Genomic DNA, 23,350 nt, shown 5'->3' on the forward strand with positions numbered 1-23,350 from the left:
TATTGCATTTCTAACATAGGGTGAGATAGAAAAATACAATAGTGTGGAGGTTTTTATAATGACGTTTGTTCTTAGTAAAATGAATGGGTTTAGCATAGAAGAAAAGGTACATGAATTTGAATCTAAAGGATTCCTTGAAATCTCAAATGAAATCTTTTTACAAGAGGAAGAGAATCATCGTTTATTAACACAAGCACAGTTAGATTATTATAATTTGGAAGATGATGCGTACGGTGAATGCCGTGCTAGATCTTATTCAAGGTATATAAAGTATGTTGATTCACCAGATTATATTTTAGATAATAGTAATGATTACTTCCAATCTAAAGAATATAACTATGACGATGGCGGGAAAGTTAGACAGTTCAATAGCATAAATGATAGCTTTTTATGTAATCCTTTAATTCAAAATATCGTGCGTTTTGATACTGAATTTGCATTTAAAACAAATATAATAGATACAAGTAAAGACTTAATTATAGGTTTACATCAAGTAAGATATAAAGCTACTAAAGAAAGACCATCTTTTAGTTCACCTATTTGGTTGCATAAAGATGATGAACCAGTAGTATTTTTACACCTTATGAATTTAAGTAATACAGCTATTGGTGGAGATAATTTAATAGCTAATTCTCCTCGGGAAATTAATCAGTTTATAAGTTTGAAGGAGCCTTTAGAAACTTTAGTATTTGGACAAAAGGTCTTCCATGCCGTAACGCCACTTGGAACAGAATGTAGTACGGAGGCTTTTCGTGATATTTTATTAGTAACATTTTCTTATAAGGAGACAAAATGAGAGAGAATAAAATAATTATGATTTCTGGAGCCAATAGCGGTATAGGTCATGCTTGTATAAAATACTTTTTAGAAAAATCATTTCATGTAATAGCGCTTGATATTCATAATAATAATTTAATAGATTATATGAAAACAGATATGCCTTTGAAAGTAGTGCAAATTGATTTAAGTAATAGCGAAGCGATTCATAATCTTTTTACTCAATTAGATTTAGAAAAGCTTTCTCCTGATATATTAATAAATGCAGCTGGTATTCGAGAGATAACACCTGTTTTACATTTATCCGATGATATGTTTAAAAAAGTAATTGATGTAAATTTAGTAGCCCCATTTATCCTTTCTAGGGAAGTAGCTAAGCGATGGTGTGAATCGAAAATAAAAGGTTGTATTGTGAATATAGCATCGGTTTCTGGATTAATGGCTGAACCAGAGCGAGCTGCTTATGTTGCATCAAAGCATGCTTTAATCGGATTGACTAAACAGATGGCTATGGAATTTGGGAAGCAAAATATAAGGGTAAATAGCATTTCTCCCGGTGTTATTAGAACCGAACTTACAGAAGAATACTTTAGTAATAAAGCCTTGATGTCTATGATAAAAAGTAATCAATCTTTAGATACTTGGGGGTTGCCGCAGGATATTGTTTCATGTATTGAGTACTTGATTTCTGATCAGGCCCGCTTTATTACTGGTTCTAATTTTGTAATTGATGGTGGTTGGACTGCTGGGAAAAATTTATAATTGAGTGTTTTTGAGGAAAAGCACCTGTCCTTTTTTAGGCTGGTGTTTTTCTCACTATAAACCGAGTTTTTATTGGAGGGGGATTAATTTGCTTCAAAAGAGTTTTAAGCAAGAGAAAACGGTACCGGCCTTAAAGATGATAGCATCAATGGTTATCTTTGGATCAGTTGGCTTTTTTTCGGTTCAAACAAACTTACCTTCGTTTGAATTAGTGTTTGTAAGGTGTATTTTTGCGACAATATTTTTAAGTGTATGCTGGTTGCTTACAGGGCAATATAAACAAGATAAATGGGAACGAAAAGAAGTTATTCAAGTTTTAATATGTGGTTTTTTCTTAGTATTTAATTGGGTTTTCTTATTTAAAGCCTTTGAAAATATGTCAGTCACCATTGCTATCTCAGTTTATCATCTTGCACCAGTAATTGTACTGTTAATTGGAAGTATCGTCTTTAAAGAAAAATTAACATTCATATCTATCATTTCAATAATTGTGTGTTTTGCAGGAGCTTTATTAATTGCTGGTATCGATGGAAGCTTCTCTTTCGGTTCATTAATGTCTTCAGGTATGATATGGGGATTTCTTGCAGCTCTCTTTTATGCATTTACAACTTTATTTGGTAAAGGGATTAACAAAATGAGTGCGTATGCAATGACATTTTTACAAACATTCTTGGGGATATTTCTTTTAATACCATTTATAGATTTAGATGCTTTTAGTGGCCTCACTCAAAGTAATTGGACATATATTATAGCTACTGGTTTTATTCACACAGGGATAGTATATTATCTGTTTTTTGATAGTTTACGCTATTTATCTACAAAAACAATCTCAATATTAGTTTTTTTAGATCCGGCAGTGGCAATATTATTAGATACTGTACTTACTGGATTCCGTCCAACTTTAATGCAAATAACAGGAATTCTTTTTATTTTTATTGGCATGACTTTAACATTAAAAAAATCTAAAGATAAAAAACTGAGCCAAAAAGAAAAGCGAATTGAAAGCGATGCTAGTATATCTCAACAATAATGAAATATATTGTGTATAAAACGATAAACCTTACATGAATCATGTAAGGTTTATTTTAGTTCAATATAATTCATATTTATAATACATAATTTTCAAAACTGAGGTGTTTGTTTCTTTAATATGCTTTTGATTCAACTATTTTTATTTGACTATAAATTTACAAAAATGTATATGAAATCTTATTTTTTGATAATATATAAGTAATAAATTCATAGAATTGGAGTGATGAGATGCAGCCGTTAGAAAGGGAGATTCATTCTAATATGCTGAAAGTGTGGCGAATTCACGCTTTAATTGGGACGGCAGTTATACTAACAGTCGTAATTGCGTATTTCTTTTTTATGATTAACTTTAACTGGTGGGGCTGGTTGTTTGGACTATTAGTAACAGGAGCTATTACATTTATTCCACTTGATTATTTTGTGTTTCCAAATTTACGTCAGCGCTATTATAGTTACAGATTAAATGAAGAAGAGATTGAGATTCAAAAGGGAATGTTCGTTGTAAAACGCGTACTTATTCCGATGATCCGTGTGCAGCACGTAACGATTGAGCAAGGGCCGATCATGAGAAAGTATAATTTAGCAGAATTACATATTTCAACAGCCGCAACTTCTCATAGTATTCCAGGTTTAACGAAAGAAGAAGCAGAACAGCTGAAAAGACAAATTGGAGAACTTGCGAAAGTGAGTGATAAGGATGTATAAGAGGCAACATCCGATTACGATATTGTTAGGTATTAGGATTGCGAGTTTGTTGCCACTTATTATTCTTGTTTTATTTAAACCTGATGAACAAGTGGAACCTTGGTATTTATTTTATCTTTTTCTTCTGGTTGTTTTATTCATCATGGCTATTTTTTCAGCAATTAAATGGTATTTTAAAGTGTACTGGATTGAGAATAATATTTTACATATAAAGCACGGTGTTTTTGTAAAGAAGGAAAGCTATTTAAATAAAGAGCGTGTACAAAATATTAGTACGTCTTCTAACATCATTTATCAAATGCTCGGACTTATGAAGTTAAATATAGAAGTAGCCGGTGGTGGTAATGAACCAGAAGTGATGTTGGCTGGTATTAAAGAAGACGAGGCAAAACATTTAATTTCTTTATTACATAAGAAAGAAACTACTGTAAAAGAAGAAATAGAAGAGGAAGAAAGCAAGACGGTTTATCAGTTAACAGCGAAAGAGGTTTTAGCCGCAGCGATTACATCTGGTCGGTTCGGACTAGTGTTCTCTGGACTAGTACTTCTTTACACAAAGTTTGATTTTGTTCTTCCTGAAGGATTCACAAGTAAAGTAGAAGCGTATGTGATGGGAAACGGTGTTTATAAACTAATTGTAATAGCATTAATTTTAATGGCAATTTCGTGGATTATTTCCACGGCTGGATATGTGTTGAAATATGCAAACTTTAAAATTGAGCGAAAAGGGGAAGAGATTCGTATCGTTCAAGGATTATTTGAAAAGAAAGAGTTTGTCTTAAAATTGCACCGCATTCAAGCGATTACTGTAAAAGAAGGTATGCTTCGCCAGCCGTTTGGCTATTGTGCTGTTGAAGTGGAAGCAATTCAAAGTATTGGAGCAGCAAGTAACGGAGTAATGTTGCATCCATTTATGAAGAAAAAAGATGTACAGCACCTGATCACATATTTAGAGTTACCATATGAAATCGAAGCGGAGATCGTTCACTTACCAAAAACAGCGTTGCGTCGTTATTTCATTGTGGGCTGGTTAATAAGTATCATACTCACAGTTCTAATTGCCAGCGTGAGTATATATTTTAAACAATATATTGCGTTGTTTGTTATTTTACCGTTATTTATCGTGTTTTCGTTACTTGCGTATGCTAGATATAAAAGTGGCGGTTATGAATTAAGAGAAAATCAACTAACGGTTGTATATCGTAATTTTTCGAAATATACAGGAATAATGCGAAGAAGACATGTTCAAGCAGTAGGTTATAATCAATCGTATTTTCAAAGAAAAGATGAATTATGTACAACTCTTGTAGCGGTAGCCGGGCGGGGTTATGAAGTAAAGCATATGAGAAAAAAAGATTCACTTCGTATATATAATTGGTACAAAGAAAAAGGAAACACCGGTGTGTAATGGTGTTTCCTTTTTGTCATTAAATTGATATCTTTAGTCGAATCGTTGATATATTTCAAGATATGATAGATATATTCGGAAAATCGTTAATATAATTTCACGTACTGCTAGTGTTGTATTAATTTTTAATTAAACTAACACATCAAAAGTAGTCACAAAAGATGGACGAGAGAAAATACTCTTTTGCTGTTCCGCATGTGGATGCGCTGGAGCTTGTCCTTCTGCTTGCGTGGGACGTTTTTTATGAGCGTTTTCGAATGAACGTGATTCTGTCCAGTCTTTAAAGTTTTGCTCTGTTTCCCACATCGTTAAGATGACGTATGTATCGTTACTTAATGGGCGTAGAACACGGATCGCTTGGAATCCTGGTTCGTTTTCAATAAGGCCTGCGCGGTTTTTAAAGCGGTTTTCGAATACTGGGCGACCTTCGTCTGTGACAGAAATGTTGTTACAAACGATATAGCCAGGTTGTCCTTTAAATTCACCGACAGCATCTAGTACGTCATACTTAAGTGAGCCTTCTACAGATTCTTCTGTATTTTCTTTATAAAACATATTTTTTTCATCATTTTTTGCAGTGAAATGTGCTTGTTCTAGAGGTGTTTCGTATGAAATAATAGCCTTCATTTTAATGCCCCCTTAATAGTTTGTTTCTATTATATCAACTCTCTTAAAAAACTTCGAAGATTATATACATAAAGATACTTCTTTTTCAAATAATAAATGTACCATCATTTGGAAAGAAGGACGATGTATGAAGAAAGTAAAGTGGACTTTATTAGGCGGCGTCGCAACGTTCGTAGTAGCGATTGTAATCTATAAACTTATCGTGTTAGCTGGTGGCTATATGATGGATGAAAAGCAGCTCGTTTTCCACTCTTCATCACGTATCGTTGACCAGAAAGGGAAAGAAATTACGAAATTATACGTAGAAAATAGAGAGCTCGTACCAATCGAGCAAATTCCGAAGTATGTGCAGCAGGCGTTTGTTGCGGTGGAAGATTCTCGTTTTTATGAGCATCAAGGGATTGATTATCCGTCTATATTCCGTGCTCTTTATAAAGATACGTTAGCTAGAGAGAAGGTAGAGGGCGGTAGTACCATTACGCAGCAACTCGCTAAAAACGTCTTTTTAACTCGTGAAAAAACATTTACGCGCAAATTGAAGGAAGTCGCAATTTCTCTTCAATTAGAGCAAAAATATACGAAGCAACAAATTCTTGAAATGTATATGAATCATATTTATTTTGGTCATGGGGCTTACGGCATTCAAGCGGCAGCAAAGTTGTATTTTAATAAAAATGTTGAGGATTTAACAGTAGAGGAAGGGGCAATGCTTGCAGGCCTTCCGAAGTCACCAAACGGATATTCACCGTACTATTCTGCAGAGAAGAGTAAGGAACGCCGTGATCTAGTGTTGTCACTTATGCATAAACAAGGCTATTTGACTGCAGAAGAAAGCGTTCGTTATCAAGGGAAGACAATTGCTCTATATAAAAATTTAGATGAGAATGAGCTTGCATATATGCCGTATATTGATATGGTCATAGATGAAGCTGCTCGTTTATACGGATTGTCTCATCAAGAAGTACTTCGCGGAGGATATACGTTTGTCGTACCTATGGATGAAAAGATTCAAAAGGTAGCATATAACCAGTTTCAAGATGCAAGGAATTTCCCTGGGAAAGAAGAGGGGGCGCAAGGTGCTTTCTTATTAATGGATAATCGTACGGGAGGGATTAAAGCGGCGATTGGGGGAAGAAAGTACGTCCCGAGAGGATTTAATCGTGTTTTTGCCAAAAGGCAGCCTGGATCTGTTTTAAAACCACTTATCGTTTATGCACCAGCACTAGAAACGAAAAAGTATAATCCGTATTCTTTATTAACGAATGAAAGAAATTCTTTTGAAGGGTATGAACCTCGAAATTATAATCATGAGTATTCAAAAGAAATGACGATGTATGATGCGATTTTAGAGTCGGCAAATGTACCGGCAGTTTCTTTATTAAATGAGTTAGGGGTAGAAGAAGGAAAGCAATATTTAGAAAAAGGAAATGTTCATATTGCAGATGCTGGTTTAAGTACAGCGCTTGGCGGATTGAAAAATGGCGTTTCAACATTTGATCTTGTAAAAATGTATCGTTCATTTTTAGCAAATGGAAATATTATCGAGCCGCACGTTATTGATAAAGTATTAAATAGACACGGTGCAGTCATTGGGGAATCTCCAAAAGTAGAGACAAAAATCTTCTCGAAGCAGACAGCATGGTATATGACGAAAATGTTAGAAGGAGTTGTGAAGGAAGGAACAGCAAGAGTTGGTGTATATAACGGTGCGTTAGCTGGAAAAACGGGTACAACTTCATTGCCAAATGACGATAAGGGAGCAAGAGATATGTGGTTCGTTGGTTATACACCGAACTTAGTAGGCGCTGTTTGGATTGGTTATGACCGTACGGATAAGGAGCATCAGTTGCAAGGAGAAAGTGCATCTGCGACAAAATTGTTTAAGAAAATTTTAACGAAGGCTAATGTAGAACATAAAGAGAAGTTTATGAAGCCTGAAGGTGTGGAAACAATCGGCGCTCCGATTCGGCTGCGCAAAATTGAAGATGTAAAAATGAAATTATCATTTAGCCCTTTCGGTTTATTTAAAGCAAAATTAAGCTGGACGCCACTTCCAGATAACAGAATTATGTACCGAATCTATAGAGTGGAGAATGGAATTCATACGCATGTTAGCACTGTAAATGGTGCTGGAGAATATGAGGAAAAGTTCATTAACATATTTTCAAAACCGAGCTTTTACGTTGTACCATATAATACACAAACGAATCGTGAAGGAGAAAAGTCAAAAGTAGCTAAACCATAGTTTTTCTCTGTGTTATAATAAGAATGTTGTGAAAATAGTAAGCGTTTTTACGAATGTTTGTGTCAATTTAATGAACAACGTACATAATATTATGCATTTTGTTTTTACAAGCTGTATAGTAAAAAAAGATAAATATCGAACGTATTCGAAGCATTGGTAAGGAAGGGAGCAAGGGTCTTGGTAAGAACTATAAATGAGACATTTTTAAAAGCATGTAGGGGGGAACGTACTGATTATGTACCAGCATGGTATATGCGTCAGGCAGGTCGTTCGCAGCCGGAATATAGAAAGATAAAAGAAAAGTATTCTTTATTTGAAATTACACACAATCCAGAGTTGTGTGCTTACGTGACAAAGTTGCCGGTTGATCAATATAACGTAGACGCAGCAATTCTTTATAAAGATATTATGTCACCACTACCTGCAATTGGTGTGGATGTAGAAATTAAATCAGGTATTGGCCCAGTTATCGATAACCCAATCCGTTCTTTACAAGATGTAGAAAAACTAGGGGAAATCAATCCAGAAGATGACGTACCGTACATACTAGATACAATTCGTTTATTAACGACAGAAATGTTAGACGTACCGTTAATCGGTTTTTCAGGAGCTCCATTTACATTAGCGAGCTATATGATTGAAGGCGGTCCATCTCGTAACTACCATAATACGAAAGCGTTCATGTATGCAGAGCCAAAAGCTTGGTTTGCTTTAATGGATAAACTAGCAGATATGGTTATTACATATTTAAAAGCGCAAATTAACGCAGGAGCAAAAGCAGTTCAAATTTTCGATTCTTGGGTTGGAACAGTAAATGTAGCAGATTATCGCGTATTTATTAAACCAGCAATGGAGCGTATTTTTGCAGAAGTTCGTAAGATGGGTGTTCCAATGATTATGCACGGCGTAGGAGCTGCACACTTAGTGAATGAGTGGCACGACTTACCGCTTGATGTAGTCGGCTTAGACTGGCGCTTACCGATTGAAGAAGCACGTGCAAGGGGCGTTCATAAGGCGGTACAAGGTAATATGGACCCTTCATTCTTACTTGCACCATGGTCTGTTATTGAAGAACATGTAAAAGGTATTTTAGATCAAGGGATGAAACAGCCGGGTTATATCTTTAACCTAGGTCACGGTGTATTCCCAGAAGTAAATCCAGATACATTAAAACGTTTAACTACATTTATTCATGAATACTCTAAAGGGCAGTTAGCGAAGTAAAGGAGCATTGCTGTATGAAAAAGAAAATTGGTTTGCTTGTAATGGCATACGGAACGCCATATAAAGAAGAAGATATTGAACGTTACTATACACATATTCGCAGAGGAAGAAAGCCAAGTCCTGAAATGCTGGAAGATTTAACAGAGCGTTACCGTGCAATTGGTGGTATTTCTCCTTTAGCTACTATTACATTAGAGCAAGCTAAGAAGTTAGAGAAGCGTTTAAATGAAGTACAAGATGAAGTAGAGTACCATATGTATCTTGGCTTAAAACATATTGAACCGTTTATTGAAGATGCGGTGAAAGATATGCATAACGACGGAATACAAGATGCAATCGCACTTGTTCTTGCACCTCACTATTCTACGTTTAGCGTGAAATCGTACGTTGGACGAGCACAAGAAGAAGCTGAGAAACTTGGAAACTTAACAATTCACGGCATTGATAGCTGGTATAAAGAGCCGAAATTCATCCAGTACTGGGTTGATGCAGTGAAAGGTATATATAACGGTATGTCAGATGCAGAGCGTGAAAAAGCAGTATTAATCGTATCTGCACATAGCTTACCAGAGAAAATTATTGCAATGGGCGATCCATATCCAGATCAATTAAATGAAACAGCGGATTATATCGCGCGCGGAGCTGAAGTAGCAAACTATGCAGTAGGCTGGCAAAGTGCAGGAAACACACCAGATCCTTGGATTGGTCCAGATGTACAAGATTTAACGAGAGAACTAAATGAAAAGCACGGTTATACTTCATTCGTATATGCACCAGTTGGATTTGTTGCGGAACATTTAGAAGTTTTATATGACAACGACTTTGAGTGTAAAGTTGTAACGGATGAAATTGGTGCAAAATATTATCGTCCAGAAATGCCAAATGCATCGGACGCATTTATTGATTGTTTAACAGATGTTGTATTAAAGAAAAAAGAATCTGTACTGTAAGAAGAAAGGAGGAGCCTGCTTGAGGAAAAAAGTTGTGATCGTCGGCGGAGGCATCACTGGATTAACAGCAATGTATAACTTACAAAAAAATATTCATGAAAAAAACTTGCCGATTGATACATTACTTATAGAAGCATCGGGTAAACTTGGCGGAAAAATTCAAACCGTTCGAAAAGATGGATTTACAATTGAGCGCGGACCAGATTCTTTCTTAGCACGAAAAGAAAGTGCAGCTAGATTAGTGAAAGAATTAGGTCTTGGCGATGAACTTGTAAATAATCAAGCCGGTCAATCATTTATCCTTGTAAACAATCGGTTACATAAAATGCCGAATGGATCAATGATGGGAATTCCAACGCAAATTACGCCGTTTCTATTTTCCGGGCTGTTCTCCCCAATTGGTAAACTAAGAGCTGGCTTTGATCTATTAATGCCGAGGTCAAAGCCAGTATCTGACCAATCACTCGGACAATTTTTCAGGCATCGTCTTGGGAACGAAGTGGTTGAAAACTTAATAGAGCCGTTACTATCGGGTATTTATGCAGGGGATATTGATGAAATGAGCTTAATGTCAACATTCCCGCAAATGTATCAAATTGAGCAGAAACATCGCAGTATTTCACTCGGTATGCGTACGCTCGCTCCGAAAGAAGAGAAAGCTGAACCGAAAAAAGGAATCTTCCAAACAGTGAAAACAGGTTTAGAATCTATCGTAAAATCTCTCGAAGCAAAGATGCATGAAGGTACGATAATAAAGGGAACTCGCATTGAAAAAGTTGCGAAACAGGGTGATGGTTATACGATTACTCTTAGTAACGGAAAAGAAATAGAAGCGGACGCCATCGTAGTGGCAACTTCGCATAAAGTATTGCCGTCCATGTTTGCTCAGTACAAGCAGTTTCGTTTCTTCCGTAATATTCCATCCACATCCGTTGCGAATGTGGCACTTGCTTTCCAAAAGTCTGCAATCCAGCGCGATATTAATGGTACAGGATTTGTCGTATCACGAAATAGCGATTACACCATTACAGCATGTACGTGGACGCATAAAAAATGGCCACATACAACGCCAGAAGGAAAAACACTCCTTCGCTGTTACGTTGGACGTGCTGGTGATGAAGCGGTTGTAGAACAAACTGAAGAAGAACTCGTTCAGCTCGTACTAGAAGATTTAAGGAAGACGATGGATATTACAGAGAATCCAGAGTTTACAATCGTAAGTCGCTGGAAAGAAGCGATGCCTCAATATACAGTGGGCCATAACGAGCGAATGAAAAAGCTCACAACATTTATGGAGAAAGAGTTGCCAGGTATATACTTGGCAGGTAGCTCCTATGCTGGCGCTGGACTTCCAGACTGTATGAATCAAGGTGAGGAAGCTGCAAAGCGTGTATTATCTCATTTGGAGAAAGTAATAGATGCTGAATTAATCGCACAATAAATTATAAGAAACGCCTTCAATCATATTGAAGGCGTTTCGTTTATTATATAAAATACTTATTCGCCAATAAACATATATAAGTTATTTGGCTTTATAACAGCATCTCCTGCATAAATAACCCACTCTGTTAAGTTATCAAAATCTAAATGATAAGAATTTCCTTCACTCATATCTTCTATAAAATATGGTTCATTAATGAGTATTCCTTGAATGAAATCTTCCGTAATGTTTTGCATTTCAAACCACATATGTTCGCTTTTACCCTCTTCATAGGAAACACCAAACTTAGCGAGAAAACGAAACTCTTCATTGGATTTTTCAATTTGAAAAATGTTGCTGAAATACCCGAAAGTATTTTTCGCATTGTAAGCCATACGATCGGTTTCACTATTTGTTTTATAGAACATGAGCCCTGTAGCTTCCTCGTGTTCTTTGAAAAAACTTTCAATATATTCTTCTGAAGTATTAAATTTGAATAAGAGAACGGATGGAGATTGATGGTATTCATCTCGGGCATCCATTCCGCCTAAGAATGTATTTTGTGCATCTATTGGTTGTAATTTCACTTCTTCATCCTCGATTGAAGATAATTGGTCCATACTCGTTTTATGCCCTATATAAGATAATCCTTTTTCCCACGGAACAGCGACTGTATGTATAGAACCTTGCTGACTATGCGCGATAACGATAGGCTCATTCATAGGGACTTGTCCATTCTCAACGGCATTATTAGCAAATGTTTGAAAGAGATCGCCAATGCCGTAGTAGGAAGAAATGCGATTTGGAATAATTAACTCTATTTCAGTTACGCCCGCTCTTAAAAGGCCGTGTGTATGAAACCAATATTGCGTAGGCTCGCCTTCTTTATCGTCTTCATAAACGGAATGAATAACGTATAAGTCAGGAATGTCAGGTAATAATTCATTTTCAACGTGATATTCAATATAGTTTCTAGATATCACTTTCATTGCTGCACTTGAATCGATTACAAATAACAAATCTGGGGCGAGGTTCCATAAAAATTGTATTTGCTGGAAAAAGCAGTCGAGTACATCGCCTACAAATAGCGTACGAGTGAAAATTTCAGTACCGAAAGCCGCATCTTCAAAATTACGATCTACAATTGTAGAATCTTGTCTATTGTACATTTTATATTCTTCTGGGTCATTCGCCTCATCAATATGCAGTTCATACGGTATGATTGTTTCATCCATATGTAACTCAACAATAAGGCTTGTCTCATCACTATAAACAATTTTTAACTCATCAACTTTAGTAGCGATATTTTCTAGCCGTTGTTTTAACTGCTCAATTGTAATTCTAGTTGGTATAACAGCAATCATATCTGAAAAATGACGTTCTAATGTTCCATTCATAGCTGCGCGGTATGTTTCTGTTTGCACTTCCATCCAATCACTCCTATTCAAATGAATCCATTTTACATGCCAATCAAATATCGATATTTTCTGTTTTCTCTCTCTAACATTATAGAGTGCATTTGTAGAAGGTGTAAAATTATTATTTTGTATTATAGTTTGAAAGCTTGTAAATTAAATAAATCTTTTGTAAAATTTGTCGAAAAATAGTTCTATATAACGAATCATTTGTTATGATAGAAATGCTGAGAAAATATGAAATAGGGAGAGGAAAATGGCTGTGAAGAAATTGTTAAGCGTCTTTTTATCATTCTTGCTATTGCTTTCATTTACTGGAACTTTAGCGCAAGCAGAAGAAACTGCTTCTATGTCAGTAGAAAAAGCAATTCAAGTATTTAAGCAGCAAGGGAAAACGAAGGGGATTGTGGAAGGATATATTGTCGGATATACGCAAAGTTCTTCTAAATATACGAAGGATCCAGCTAAGTTTGATGATACAAACGTAGCAATTGCAGATTCGCCAAACGAAACGAATCCAGACAAAATCATGCCCGTTCAGTTGCCAAAAGGTGATGTGAGAACGGCAGTGAATGTAAAAGATCACCCTGAAAATATCGGGAAGAAAGTTAGTTTGACTGGGACTCTTGAATTATATTTTAGTAACCCAGGTCTAAAATCAGTAACAGCTTATAAGTTTCAAGGTGAAGGACAAAACCGTGTTAGCGATGTAGTAGCTTCACCGAACGGCGGAGAAGTTGCTAAAGGAACAGCGGTAACATTAACGACGAATACAGAAGGTGCAACAATTTACTATACGTTAGATGGCTCTAATCCTACTAATAAAAGTGTTCGTTATAATGGACAGATTATAGTGAATGAAAATAGTGTAGTGAAAGCAATCGCAGAAAAAGAAGGACTTACTTCTTCAGCAATTTCGACATTTTCATTTATTATCGTAAATAATGAACCAGTTCGTATTCATGACATTCAAGGAAAATCACATATGTCTCCTTACAACGGGAAGAAAGTAAACAATGTGGAAGGCGTTGTCACAGCGCTTGATAAAAACGGCTTTTATATAGAAGATAATCAGCCAGATAATGATCCAGCTACTTCAGAAGGTATGTACGTATATAAAAAAGATGCGAATGTAGCAGTAGGAGATCTTATTCAAGTTGATGGAGTAGTAGAAGAATATGTTGGACCAGGATATGCAGAGCGATTTGAAACAGACTTAACGACGACAGAAATTAAGGCGAGTCGCGTTGCTGTAATCGCAAAAGATCAAGTTTTACCAGCACCGATTGTACTTGGAGAAAATGGTGTGAAAATTCCTGATCAAATTATCGATAATGATGCATTCGGTTTATTTGATCCAAATGAAGATGCAATCGACTTTTATGAAAGTATAGAAGGCATGCGTGTTACGATGCCAACACCAAAAATTATTGCACCTCAGAAAAATGGAAATTTATATGTAACAGTAAAAAATGGTGGAGATAAAATAGTAACACAATATGGCACACCTCTATTAGATGAAAACCAATTAAACCCAGAGCGTCTTTCTGTAAAAGTACCTCGCGATTATGTAGCAAAAGTAGGAGATATTTTTACTGGAGATATAACAGGGGTAGTAGGATATGATTACGGTTCTTTCCGTATTTCGCCAATAACAGAACTGCCAGCTGTAGTGGATGGTGGATTTAAGCAAGTAGGCGCAAATATTCAGCCACGTCTTGATAAGTTAACGGTTGCTACATATAACATTGAAAACTTCTCAGCGAATAAAAAAGAAACAACAGATGAAAAGGTAAAAGCGTTAGCGTATTCTATTAAATACAACTTAAAAATGCCAGATATTATCGGTGTAGAGGAAATGCAAGATAATAACGGATCAATTAATGACGGTACAACAGATGCGTCGTTAAGCGCAAAACGTATCATTGATGCAGTGCTAGAAATTCGTGGACCGAAGTATGAGTATGTAGAAATCGCTCCAAACAATAATCAAGACGGAGGAGCACCAGGAGCGAATATTCGCGTCGGCTTCTTCTATAATCCATCACGCGTGAAATTAGCGACGGTACCGAAGTTACTTGATAAAAATGTTGTTCGTATTGGAGACGAAAATCCATTATTTGAAAGTACACGTAAACCGTTAGCGGCAGAATTTACGTTCCAAGGACAAAACATTGTTGTCGTTGCAAATCACTTAAACTCAAAACTAGGAGATGCAACGCCATTTGGAAAAGTGCAGCCGCTCGTATTAAAAAGTGAAGACAAACGAATTCAGTTAGCACAAGAAGTAAATCATTTCGTGCAAGGAATTCAGAAAAAGAATACGAATGCACCAGTTGTCGTGTTAGGTGATATGAACGATTTCGAATTCTCTAAACCACTAAAAACACTAGAGGGAACAATCTTAAAAGATATGTTAAACAAAGTGCCAAAAGAGAATCGTTACACGTACATTCACGAAGGAAATGCACAAGTGTTAGATCATATTTTAGTAACAAATAATATCGCACCACACACAATTGTAGATCCAGTGCACTTAAACTCAAATATAATGAAAGAGCACGGACGTGTAAGCGACCATGACCCAGTACTTGCTCAAATTGATTTGAAGAAAGCTTCTTAAAGAAAGGAACGCTTAGGTGACTAAGCGTTCTTTTTTTGCATCGTTATAGAATAGTATAAAGAGATGATTCCTTTTTTTGTAATCTAATGATAAAATTGATTGAATATTTAGTTTTTAAAAAGGGGGACAACAATGCAGTTACAAATAAATGGAAAGGTAATGAATCAGTTTGCAATTTTTTTTAGTACGATCGTCATGCTTCAGTTTGTAGCTGATATAACAGGACTTATAAGCAATCTAGATATTACGTATAACTTAATACATACAGCAGCTTCTTATATAACATTTAGTTTGGCGGTTATTTTCACTTTAATAGGTGCAAGAAGAGAATTAAGTAAATATGCAATTGTTTCATTATGTTTAGTAGTAGCGATTAAAGCGATTTATTTTGTAGCGGTTGTTATTTTATGGGGATTGGCAGGTACACCGTAAGTGAATAGTAAATAAAACCCTAATTTCCAATATAGTAAGGAAATTAGGGTTTTATTATACTTGAAACGCCTTTCTACACCGCTCTCTTTTTTGCAACCTTCTTCTATATTTTTTTCTATCACGTTTTACTCCTTGTATATACATGATTAAGCTAACGAGGAGGAAGAAGGCACATTGTATTGTCAAAATATATGGTGACATGCCATGCAGCGGCTGCCTTGGATCATATAAATGAATAGGCGCTCCACCTATTGTAGGGAGTACCGTATTTAGCAGGACGTAAGGAATAGAGGTAGTTGCAAATGGAAATAGAAGCGCCATATAGTCCTTTTGGGACCATGCAGATGCAGCAAGTCCTAAAAGAGCCATCAGACCTGCAAATAAAAAATTAATTCCGATATATACAGCAATGTAAGTGATGGGAGAAGTTTCATATAAGTTTGCGAACATCCCGTTATCATTTATAATGCCTGAACCAGCCGTTGGTACTCCGTCTGGAATGGTTAATTTGCAAAATAATAACGATAAGATGAATGGAAATGTATAAAGAAGTCCGCCGCAAAAAAATGTAACGATATATTTCGTTACTGAATAAGAAAATAAAGAAATTTCTTTACTGACAAACGGTTTAAAACCATCGGACTTATCCGAGTTATAACTTGTACTAAAGGGAAGACTTGCAATAACTGGCATTAATAATAAATAAACATCCATTTCATTTCCACGAAATCCAATCCATTTAATATCCGTCGATATAGGTCCATTCGCAGCGTCTCCTAAATAACGAATTACATAATAATAATGATAAATACAAATAAGAACAAATCCACTAAACATAATAATTAAAGAAACACGATTACAAAAAGCTTGCTTTATATTTAAACGAAGCGCACGCATCATGACTGAAAAAGCCTCCACTATTTTGATAAACTTGTCTATTTTCTATATTACTATTAATTGTAAAGATTTTCTTGTTTTTTTATTTGATTATTTGAAAAAGAGGAATTTTGTTGTTGTGAAGTAAGGTTTAGCTGAAATTAATTTTTCTAAAATATGGTTGACAATTAAGTATTACATTTGTAATCTTAATTATAGATTACAAATGTAATACTTAGGAGTGAAACATACGATGACAAATCAATTACCTAAAATATCTGAAGCGGAATTAGAAATTATGAAAGTACTTTGGTCGAGTTCTCCGCAAACAGCGAATGAAATTATAGAAGAACTGGAAGATGCAATGGACTGGAAACCGAAAACAATCCGCACATTAATTAATCGATTAGTACAAAAGGAAGCCGTTTCTTACCATCAAGATAAAGGGCGAATGTATGCTTATTATCCGTTAGTATCACAAGATAATTATTTGCAAGTGGAAACGAAATCTTTACTAAAACGTTTTTGCGGTGCAGCGTTTAAGCCATTACTTGTTAATTTCTTAAAAGAGGAGAAATTATCTTCAGAAGATATTAATGAATTAAAACGCATTTTAGATGAGAAGACAGAGGAGAATAAGAGGAAGGATCGATAAAAATGATAAACACGCTTATAAATGTATACCTTCCTCATTTTTTTGATTGGCTTATAGAAACGTCACTTATGGCTAGCATATTAGTCGGATTTATTTTATGTATAAAAGTTCTATTTAGAAATAAATTAACCCCCCGGTGGCAATATATGCTGTGGATCGTATTAATGATAAGACTCCTTTTACCGTGGTCGCCAGATAGCTCTTATAGCATTTACTCATTACTTTCTTATAGTTCTAGCGTATCGGAAGTTATTCCAAAAAATATGCCGGCTACTGAGAATATAGTAAACATAGAAAGCGACCGTAAAGTGGAATTGGAATCAAATTCTAAAATGGTGACAAAAACTAGCGAACCGGAAGTAAAAGTCAGTTCGGAAAAACAGACTACATTTTCTTTATACAAACTTGCTTTGTATGTTTGGCTAGCTGGGGTAATCGTATTAGCAGTCATAACGTTTCTTACAAATAGACGTTTATATTCGTACATAAAGAAACAACCGGATATTACGGATGAACAGGTCGCTACAGTGTTTAATCGCTGTAAGCAATCTATGAAAATGAAGAAGGCAGTTTCGTTACGTCTAGCGGGAAAGATTGCGAGCCCAACTGTGTTTAGTTTCTTTCGTCCGAAAGTATTACTATCAAAAAAACATATGAAAGTATTAAATAAACAACAATTACAATATGTCTTTTACCATGAGTTAGCTCATATTAAGAGAAACGATGTAGCTGTAAATTGGATTATGTACAGTTTAATCCTATTAAATTGGTTCAATCCGATTCTTTGGTACGCCTATTTTTGTATGCGAGAAGATCAAGAATTAGCCTGTGATGCATATGCACTTACTTTTATAGATAAAGAGGAACAAATTGCATACGGTCATACAATTATTACCCTTCTACAACACTATTCCTATCAAGTACCAAGCCTAGCAAATTTAAGTAGAAATAAACGAACACTAAAAAGGAGAATCATTATGATTAAAAAATTCCAAAAGAAATCGTATCGTCTTTCTTTACTTGGAGTTATTGCTATAGTTGCTATTGCATCCCTTTCTTTATTCAACGCACGTACAACGGAAGGAAAAGAAAAGCAAGAGGATAAAGTAGAGCAGTCAAAGGATGCTTTCCAAAATGCTGTAGATACATTATTTGGTACAGAGGAAAAGGCGAGAAAAGAGTGGGGGATGTCAAAATGGCAATATGAAAACCGAACAGCCTTTTTATATCATGCTGAAAAAGCTTTAACAAAGGAAGAGTTTGAGAATTATGTGCAGTTATATAAAGAGGTATTGCAGATCGAGAAAAAAGGATTAGTTAGATTAAACTTACCCGAAAATTTCCAAGGGGATATAAAAGAGGTGAAAGAAGAGCGCTTAAGTACAGAAAATCGTGAAAAATTAAAAGAAATTCATAATAAAACAACTCCTTATGAGGATAAGGTAGGGAAATATTTAACATATACAGTTGAAGAAGTGCAGCAACATGTTGATTTCCAAATCAAGAGGCCAACTTATACAATTAAAGGATATACCCAAAAAGACGAAAGAGTGAATTATTATCTTAAGATAAAACCGGAATTCACTATTGAATTAGAATATACGAACGGAAAAGGAAATTATACAATTTCTCAATCGCAAGTTTTTGGGGAAAGCAAAGACCCATTTAGCCACCAGTTTATAGTGCCTGAAAATATAGAAAAGTACGAACTAGAAGGGAATCAAATATTCTACGCTACTCATCACTCGGATAGTAATTTACAAGGTATGAAGATGATTGTTCCAGCAAAAGGGAAAAATAGTGCATACCAAATCGTTATTATTAATCATAGTTTAGAGAACCAAGGAGAAGCAGTATTCGATAAGAATGTAAATAAAGAAGAATTAGAGAAAATTATGCTTTCTATGTTGAAATAGCAAAAAGGTGTTCTTAAGATGTATATCTCTAGAACATCTTTTCCTTTTCTCTTTTCTTCTGATAAACTATGGAAAGTATGATATAACTTGACTGAAATTTTTTTATACTGGAAATAATAAAAAGAGAACTTGTATAGAATGTAAGCGTGTGGTAATATCAAAGATGTACTGATTGACTATATTATCCAATTGGTCATTTTTGGAGGTGACAATGTGGCGATAGATCGAAAACGTTCTATTATTGAAGCTGCAACAAAGTCTTTTTCAGCGTTCGGTTATAAAGCAACAACGATGGATCAAGTAGCGAAGTTAGCGAATGTAGGAAAAGGAACGATTTATACTTTTTTCAAAAATAAAGAAGAGCTATTTGGTGAAATTATTTCTAATTTAATTACAGAAATGAAGCAAGTTGCAGAAAGTGCAATTCGTTCAGATGTTTCATTTTTTGAAAATGTACATAGAGCATTATATAGCATCTTGGAATTTAGAAAAGAACATCAGCTCATGATTAAATTAATTCAAGAAGAGCGCGATATGGGAACGAAAGAAGTACAAGAAGTTATGCAACAAGTTGATGTGGAAATCGTTTCTGTTATTCAATCGTATTTAAAGATTGCGATTGAAAAAGGTGAAATTAGCAAATGTGATCCAGAAATTACAGCATTTATTATGCTTCGTCTATATGTATCGCTTATTTTTGATTGGGAAAAAAATCACGAACCGCTAGAAAAAGAAAAAATTGCAGAGTTATTTGAACTTTATTTATTAAAAGGATTGTCAAACTAAGATAATCCTTTTAATTTTATAAAAAATGACCAAATGAACAATGCGGTCATATATTTAAGTTAAGGGGGGATATAGAAAAATTATAATCATAATAAGAAAAAGTTGCATAGTAATAAATTCAGGGATAAGGCATATGTATGAACAAGTATAGCCTTTTTGTTTGGGTAAAAATGACTATATGAACATTTTGGTCATTTTATAAAAAGGGGGAGAAATTATGAAAGGGAATCAGTTACTTCGGAAAGAGTTCACGGAAATTATAAAAAGTAAAAAAATATTAATTCCAATTATTGCGGTCTTATTCGTACCGATTTTATATGCAGGGATGTTTTTGTGGGCCTTTTGGGATCCGTATAAACAGTTAGATGACTTACCAGTTGCAGTAGTCAATTTAGATAAAGGCGCAGTATTTGATGGGAAACCAATTGAGGTCGGAAAAGGGCTCGTTGATAATTTAAAAGATAATAAAAGTTTTAAATGGGAGTTCGTAAGTGAAAAAGAAGCGAAGAAAGGAATGGAAGGTAGAAAGTATTACATGTTAGTGCGCATTCCAGATGACTTCTCAAGTAACGCTACAACGTTACTAAAAGACAATCCAAAGCCATTAAACTTAGAGTACATTCCAAACGAAAGTTTAAACTTCTTATCTTCACAAATTGGAGGAACAGCCATTGAAAAGATTAAAACTGAAGTATCAAGCACGTTAACGAAAACATATGCAGAGAAAATGTTCGATTCTATTAAAGACGTCTCAAAAGGATTAGCAGATGGAGCGGAAGGGGCAAGTAAACTACACGACGGATCAAGTGAGTTGCATGATGGTTCAAGTAAAGTGACGGATGGCCTTCATACACTTCAAGGGAAGTCTGGGGAGATGAAGGATGGAGTTGGTAGGTTAATAGATGGCTCTGGAAAAGTGACAGATGGCCTTTATACGTTGCAAGGAAAATCAGGGGAAATGACAGTTGGTATTAATAAACTGTTAGATGGCTCAGGTCAGGTAACATCTGGTTTGTATACGTTGCAAGGGAAATCAGGGGAGATGGAAACAGGTATTAATAAATTGTTAGATGGCTCAGGTCAGGTAACAGATGGCTCAAGTAAAGTAACCAATGGTTTAAATGTATTAAACGGTAAAACAGGAGAAATGAAGAGTGGAATTACTGAACTAGTAAATGGAGCAGGGCAGCTTTACGGTGGTTCTAGTCAAGTTAATAGTGGTTTAAATTTACTTGTTAATAAATCGGGTGAGTTACAAAAAGGGATAGGAAATCTTTCTGATGGATCAGGGCAATTGTATGGTGGTTTAAAAGAATTAGAGGATAAATCTATTGAATTAAATAATGGCTTGAAAAGTGTGTCTGCAGGCTCTAACAAATTAGAAAAAGGTACAGGCGAACTTTCAAGTGGTTTAGAGAAACTAGATGGTACAAAAAATCAATTAGAAGAAGGCGCACAAAAAATTCAGCAAGGTTTGCAAGATTTAAATAATCAAGTACACAGTGTTGTAACGAATCAATCAAATGAACAGAAATCATCCAATACAGTACAGCAAGTAAATGCAGAGATAAATAAAACAGTGGAAAGCGTTGGGCAACTAAAAGAAGATTCGCTATCTAATGTAGAGAATGCAAATCAAATGACAAAAGATGTTGCAGCTTTGAAAGAACAAATCGCAAGTCTCCCACAAGAATATCAAGATAAGTTAGAACCATTTATAGCAAATGTTAAGAAAAGCACAGAGGCAGTTCAAAAGAAATCAACAGAACTTGTAGGGACAACAAATACAGCAAATAAAAATGTATTAGAGTTAAAAAGTGTAATGAGTGAGGAGAGAGAGGGAGCACAAATAAAGGTATCAAGTCCAGAAAATCTAAATGGTTTAGTAGCTGGTATCGAAAAATTAGCAAAAGAGCAAAATAAATTTCTTGCTAATTTCCAAGGATTTGGTCAAGGATTAGGGGTAGCAAAACTTGGAGCAAATAATGTAACAGAGGGAAGTAAAGAATTAAATTTTGGTGTTAGCAAATTGGCTGAAAATGGGCCGAAGCTTGTAAGTGGAGTTAATGAATTGAAAAATGGTGCAGGTAAGCTAATTGGTGGCTTAGGTGAATTATCTACAGGATCCAATCAATTAATTACAGGTGTAAATCAATTAGCGGATGGCTCTGGAAAAGTGACAAATGGTTTAGAAAAACTAAATGGTGGTTTAGGTGAATTATCTATCGGCGCCAATCAAATGGCAGTGGGGATAAATCAGTTAGCAGGGGGAGCTAGTCAAGTCACAGAAGGCTCCGGCCAAGTAACAACAGGCTTAGGCACATTATCAGGGGGAACAGGTCAACTAGTTGATGGAGTAAACAAGTTAGCAAACGGTTCCGGTCAAGTAACAACAGGCTTAGGCACATTATCAGGAGGAACAGGTCAATTAGTTGATGGAGTAAACAAGTTAGCAAACGGTTCCGGTCAAGTAACAACAGGCTTAGGCACATTATCAAATGGCTCAACCCAGCTAATCGACGGAGTAAATAAACTAGCAGACGGATCAGGAAAAGTAACGGATGGTCTCGTAAAAGTAAACGATGGTTCAGGTGAACTTGCAGAGAAACTTGGCGAAGGAGCAGAAAAAACTGGTGAAGTAAAAGGGACGGATAAAACGTATGATATGTTTGCAAGTCCTGTAAAAGTGAAGACGGAGAAAATGGCGGAAGTTCCAAACTACGGAACTGGATTTACGCCGTACTTCTTATCACTCGGTTTATTCGTTGGGGCATTACTATTATCAATCGTATATCCATTACGTGATACAGTCGGCGTTCCGAAATCAGGGTTTAGTTGGTTTATTAGTAAGTTCGGCGTACTACTATCAGTTGGTATTATTCAAGCGATAGTAGCAGATGTTATATTACTGTTCGGATTGGGTGTAGAAGTACAAAGCATTCCATACTTCATACTCTTTAGTATCATTACAAGTTTAGCGTTTATCGCATTAATTCAATGTTTAGTAACAGCATTCGGTGATGCAGGCCGTTTCATCGCCATCATCACATTAATTATTCAGCTTACAACGAGTGCCGGAACATTCCCACTAGAATTGATTCCGAAGTTTTTACAACCATTCAATGCTTGGTTACCGATGACATACTCTGTATCTGGATTGAAGGCAGTCGTATCAAGCGGAGACTTTAACTTCATGTGGCAAAACATTGGAATGCTCATGATCTTCATTGTTGTATTATCACTTGGAACAATCGCTTCATTAACTTGGATGCATAAACGACAATTTAGAAATATTGCTGAAAATCAATCGGTTGAAGCGTAAATAAGGAACATAAAAAAGGTACCGAAATGGTGCCTTTTTTATTGGTCTTTTTTTATCACGCTATTTGTGGGCAGTAAGGCTCCCACCTCAAAATTTGGCTAGAGAAAAGAAGTTAGGTGGGAGATAGACTGCCAATAAACGCCTGATTAGTGTGGGCTAATAATCAGTGAGGCTG

At 35.5% G+C, this 23,350-nt stretch carries 18 protein-coding genes; 15 read left to right on the forward strand and 3 right to left on the reverse strand.

Annotated elements, in window-relative coordinates; translation table 11 throughout:
• Nucleotides 1–58: 58 nt before the first annotated feature.
• From DN404_RS09715 to DN404_RS09735, 5 genes are all read left to right on the forward strand, one after another.
• Complete coding sequence (locus tag DN404_RS09715; RefSeq protein WP_000144813.1) at nucleotides 59–796, forward strand: 2OG-Fe dioxygenase family protein; 738 nt, start codon at nucleotides 59–61, stop codon at nucleotides 794–796.
• Complete coding sequence (locus tag DN404_RS09720; protein WP_001208938.1) at nucleotides 793–1,539, forward strand: SDR family NAD(P)-dependent oxidoreductase; 747 nt, start codon at nucleotides 793–795, stop codon at nucleotides 1,537–1,539. The genes DN404_RS09715 and DN404_RS09720 overlap by 4 nt, the downstream gene beginning before the upstream one ends.
• An 88-nt stretch (nucleotides 1,540–1,627) precedes the next feature.
• Nucleotides 1,628–2,569: a DMT family transporter gene (locus tag DN404_RS09725; protein WP_000939621.1), complete on the forward strand. Its 942-nt coding sequence runs from the start codon at nucleotides 1,628–1,630 to the stop codon at nucleotides 2,567–2,569.
• 230 nt (nucleotides 2,570–2,799) lie between these two features.
• Nucleotides 2,800–3,276, forward strand: a complete 477-nt coding sequence (locus tag DN404_RS09730; RefSeq protein WP_001182725.1) for a PH domain-containing protein — start codon at nucleotides 2,800–2,802, stop codon at nucleotides 3,274–3,276.
• Complete coding sequence (locus DN404_RS09735) at nucleotides 3,269–4,684, forward strand: PH domain-containing protein (protein WP_086412767.1); 1,416 nt, start codon at nucleotides 3,269–3,271, stop codon at nucleotides 4,682–4,684. The genes DN404_RS09730 and DN404_RS09735 overlap by 8 nt, the downstream gene beginning before the upstream one ends.
• A gap of 129 nt (nucleotides 4,685–4,813) precedes the next feature.
• Here DN404_RS09735 and hmoB read toward each other — a convergent pair whose 3' ends face one another.
• Complete coding sequence (gene hmoB / locus DN404_RS09740; protein ID WP_025710381.1) at nucleotides 4,814–5,311, reverse strand: heme-degrading monooxygenase HmoB; 498 nt, start codon at nucleotides 5,309–5,311, stop codon at nucleotides 4,814–4,816.
• 127 nt (nucleotides 5,312–5,438) lie between these two features.
• On the opposite strand from hmoB, the gene DN404_RS09745 reads away from it, so the two are divergent.
• The 4 genes from DN404_RS09745 (at nucleotide 5,439) to hemY (ending at nucleotide 11,171) form a co-directional block, all read left to right on the forward strand.
• Nucleotides 5,439–7,556 carry a transglycosylase domain-containing protein gene (locus DN404_RS09745; RefSeq protein ID WP_000756287.1) on the forward strand — a complete coding sequence of 706 codons (2,118 nt, stop codon included), beginning with the start codon at nucleotides 5,439–5,441 and terminating at the stop codon, nucleotides 7,554–7,556.
• 177 nt (nucleotides 7,557–7,733) lie between these two features.
• Nucleotides 7,734–8,780: a uroporphyrinogen decarboxylase gene (gene hemE / locus DN404_RS09750; protein ID WP_000252605.1), complete on the forward strand. Its 1,047-nt coding sequence runs from the start codon at nucleotides 7,734–7,736 to the stop codon at nucleotides 8,778–8,780.
• A 14-nt stretch (nucleotides 8,781–8,794) separates the two neighbouring features.
• The gene (gene hemH, locus DN404_RS09755; RefSeq protein ID WP_000726775.1) at nucleotides 8,795–9,730 is read left to right on the forward strand and encodes a ferrochelatase; all 936 of its coding nucleotides are present in this window, start codon (nucleotides 8,795–8,797) and stop codon (nucleotides 9,728–9,730) included.
• A 19-nt stretch (nucleotides 9,731–9,749) separates the two neighbouring features.
• The gene (gene hemY / locus DN404_RS09760) at nucleotides 9,750–11,171 is read left to right on the forward strand and encodes a protoporphyrinogen oxidase (protein ID WP_149215007.1); all 1,422 of its coding nucleotides are present in this window, start codon (nucleotides 9,750–9,752) and stop codon (nucleotides 11,169–11,171) included.
• Nucleotides 11,172–11,227: 56 nt separating this feature from the next.
• On the opposite strand, the gene DN404_RS09765 is transcribed toward hemY, so the two are convergent.
• The gene (locus tag DN404_RS09765) at nucleotides 11,228–12,580 is read right to left on the reverse strand and encodes a DUF4026 domain-containing protein (protein ID WP_088361829.1); all 1,353 of its coding nucleotides are present in this window, start codon (nucleotides 12,578–12,580) and stop codon (nucleotides 11,228–11,230) included.
• A 241-nt stretch (nucleotides 12,581–12,821) separates the two neighbouring features.
• Between DN404_RS09765 and DN404_RS09770 the strand changes: the two genes are divergently transcribed.
• Complete coding sequence (locus DN404_RS09770; protein WP_149215008.1) at nucleotides 12,822–15,188, forward strand: DUF6359 domain-containing protein; 2,367 nt, start codon at nucleotides 12,822–12,824, stop codon at nucleotides 15,186–15,188.
• Between the two features lie 132 nt (nucleotides 15,189–15,320).
• Nucleotides 15,321–15,620, forward strand: a complete 300-nt coding sequence (locus DN404_RS09775; protein ID WP_001176847.1) for a hypothetical protein — start codon at nucleotides 15,321–15,323, stop codon at nucleotides 15,618–15,620.
• Nucleotides 15,621–15,674: 54 nt separating this feature from the next.
• Here DN404_RS09775 and DN404_RS09780 read toward each other — a convergent pair whose 3' ends face one another.
• Nucleotides 15,675–16,520: a membrane protein gene (locus DN404_RS09780; protein ID WP_000984146.1), complete on the reverse strand. Its 846-nt coding sequence runs from the start codon at nucleotides 16,518–16,520 to the stop codon at nucleotides 15,675–15,677.
• Nucleotides 16,521–16,749: 229 nt separating this feature from the next.
• Between DN404_RS09780 and DN404_RS09785 the strand changes: the two genes are divergently transcribed.
• The 4 genes from DN404_RS09785 to DN404_RS09800 all read left to right on the forward strand — a co-directional run bounded on the left by DN404_RS09785 (nucleotide 16,750) and on the right by DN404_RS09800 (nucleotide 23,175).
• Nucleotides 16,750–17,151, forward strand: coding sequence for a BlaI/MecI/CopY family transcriptional regulator (locus DN404_RS09785; protein ID WP_000184509.1), 402 nt, complete (start codon nucleotides 16,750–16,752; stop codon nucleotides 17,149–17,151).
• Between the two features lie 2 nt (nucleotides 17,152–17,153).
• Nucleotides 17,154–19,067, forward strand: coding sequence for a M56 family metallopeptidase (locus tag DN404_RS09790; protein WP_149215009.1), 1,914 nt, complete (start codon nucleotides 17,154–17,156; stop codon nucleotides 19,065–19,067).
• A gap of 213 nt (nucleotides 19,068–19,280) precedes the next feature.
• Nucleotides 19,281–19,853, forward strand: a complete 573-nt coding sequence (locus tag DN404_RS09795) for a TetR/AcrR family transcriptional regulator (protein WP_000963381.1) — start codon at nucleotides 19,281–19,283, stop codon at nucleotides 19,851–19,853.
• A 217-nt stretch (nucleotides 19,854–20,070) separates the two neighbouring features.
• The gene (locus tag DN404_RS09800; protein ID WP_149215010.1) at nucleotides 20,071–23,175 is read left to right on the forward strand and encodes a YhgE/Pip family protein; all 3,105 of its coding nucleotides are present in this window, start codon (nucleotides 20,071–20,073) and stop codon (nucleotides 23,173–23,175) included.
• Nucleotides 23,176–23,350 lie beyond the last annotated feature (175 nt).

This window comes from Bacillus sp. TE8-1 (assembly GCF_008368855.1).
Lineage (GTDB): Bacteria > Bacillota > Bacilli > Bacillales > Bacillaceae_G > Bacillus_A > Bacillus_A cereus.

Bases quoted from the DNA above. Each gene is read 5' to 3' on its own strand.
- DN404_RS09785 (WP_000184509.1), top strand. From the start codon at position 16,750: ATGACAAATCAATTACCTAAAATATCTGAAGCGGAATTAGAAATTATG.
- DN404_RS09770 (WP_149215008.1), top strand. From the start codon at position 12,822: ATGGCTGTGAAGAAATTGTTAAGCGTCTTTTTATCATTCTTGCTATTG.
- DN404_RS09745 (WP_000756287.1), top strand. From the start codon at position 5,439: ATGAAGAAAGTAAAGTGGACTTTATTAGGCGGCGTCGCAACGTTCGTA.
- DN404_RS09790 (WP_149215009.1), top strand. From the start codon at position 17,154: ATGATAAACACGCTTATAAATGTATACCTTCCTCATTTTTTTGATTGG.
- DN404_RS09765 (WP_088361829.1), bottom strand. From the start codon at position 12,580: ATGGAAGTGCAAACAGAAACATACCGCGCAGCTATGAATGGAACATTA.
- DN404_RS09730 (WP_001182725.1), top strand. From the start codon at position 2,800: ATGCAGCCGTTAGAAAGGGAGATTCATTCTAATATGCTGAAAGTGTGG.
- DN404_RS09800 (WP_149215010.1), top strand. From the start codon at position 20,071: ATGAAAGGGAATCAGTTACTTCGGAAAGAGTTCACGGAAATTATAAAA.
- DN404_RS09720 (WP_001208938.1), top strand. From the start codon at position 793: ATGAGAGAGAATAAAATAATTATGATTTCTGGAGCCAATAGCGGTATA.
- DN404_RS09715 (WP_000144813.1), top strand. From the start codon at position 59: ATGACGTTTGTTCTTAGTAAAATGAATGGGTTTAGCATAGAAGAAAAG.
- DN404_RS09780 (WP_000984146.1), bottom strand. From the start codon at position 16,520: ATGATGCGTGCGCTTCGTTTAAATATAAAGCAAGCTTTTTGTAATCGT.
- DN404_RS09735 (WP_086412767.1), top strand. From the start codon at position 3,269: ATGTATAAGAGGCAACATCCGATTACGATATTGTTAGGTATTAGGATT.
- DN404_RS09775 (WP_001176847.1), top strand. From the start codon at position 15,321: ATGCAGTTACAAATAAATGGAAAGGTAATGAATCAGTTTGCAATTTTT.
- hemH (WP_000726775.1), top strand. From the start codon at position 8,795: ATGAAAAAGAAAATTGGTTTGCTTGTAATGGCATACGGAACGCCATAT.
- hmoB (WP_025710381.1), bottom strand. From the start codon at position 5,311: ATGAAGGCTATTATTTCATACGAAACACCTCTAGAACAAGCACATTTC.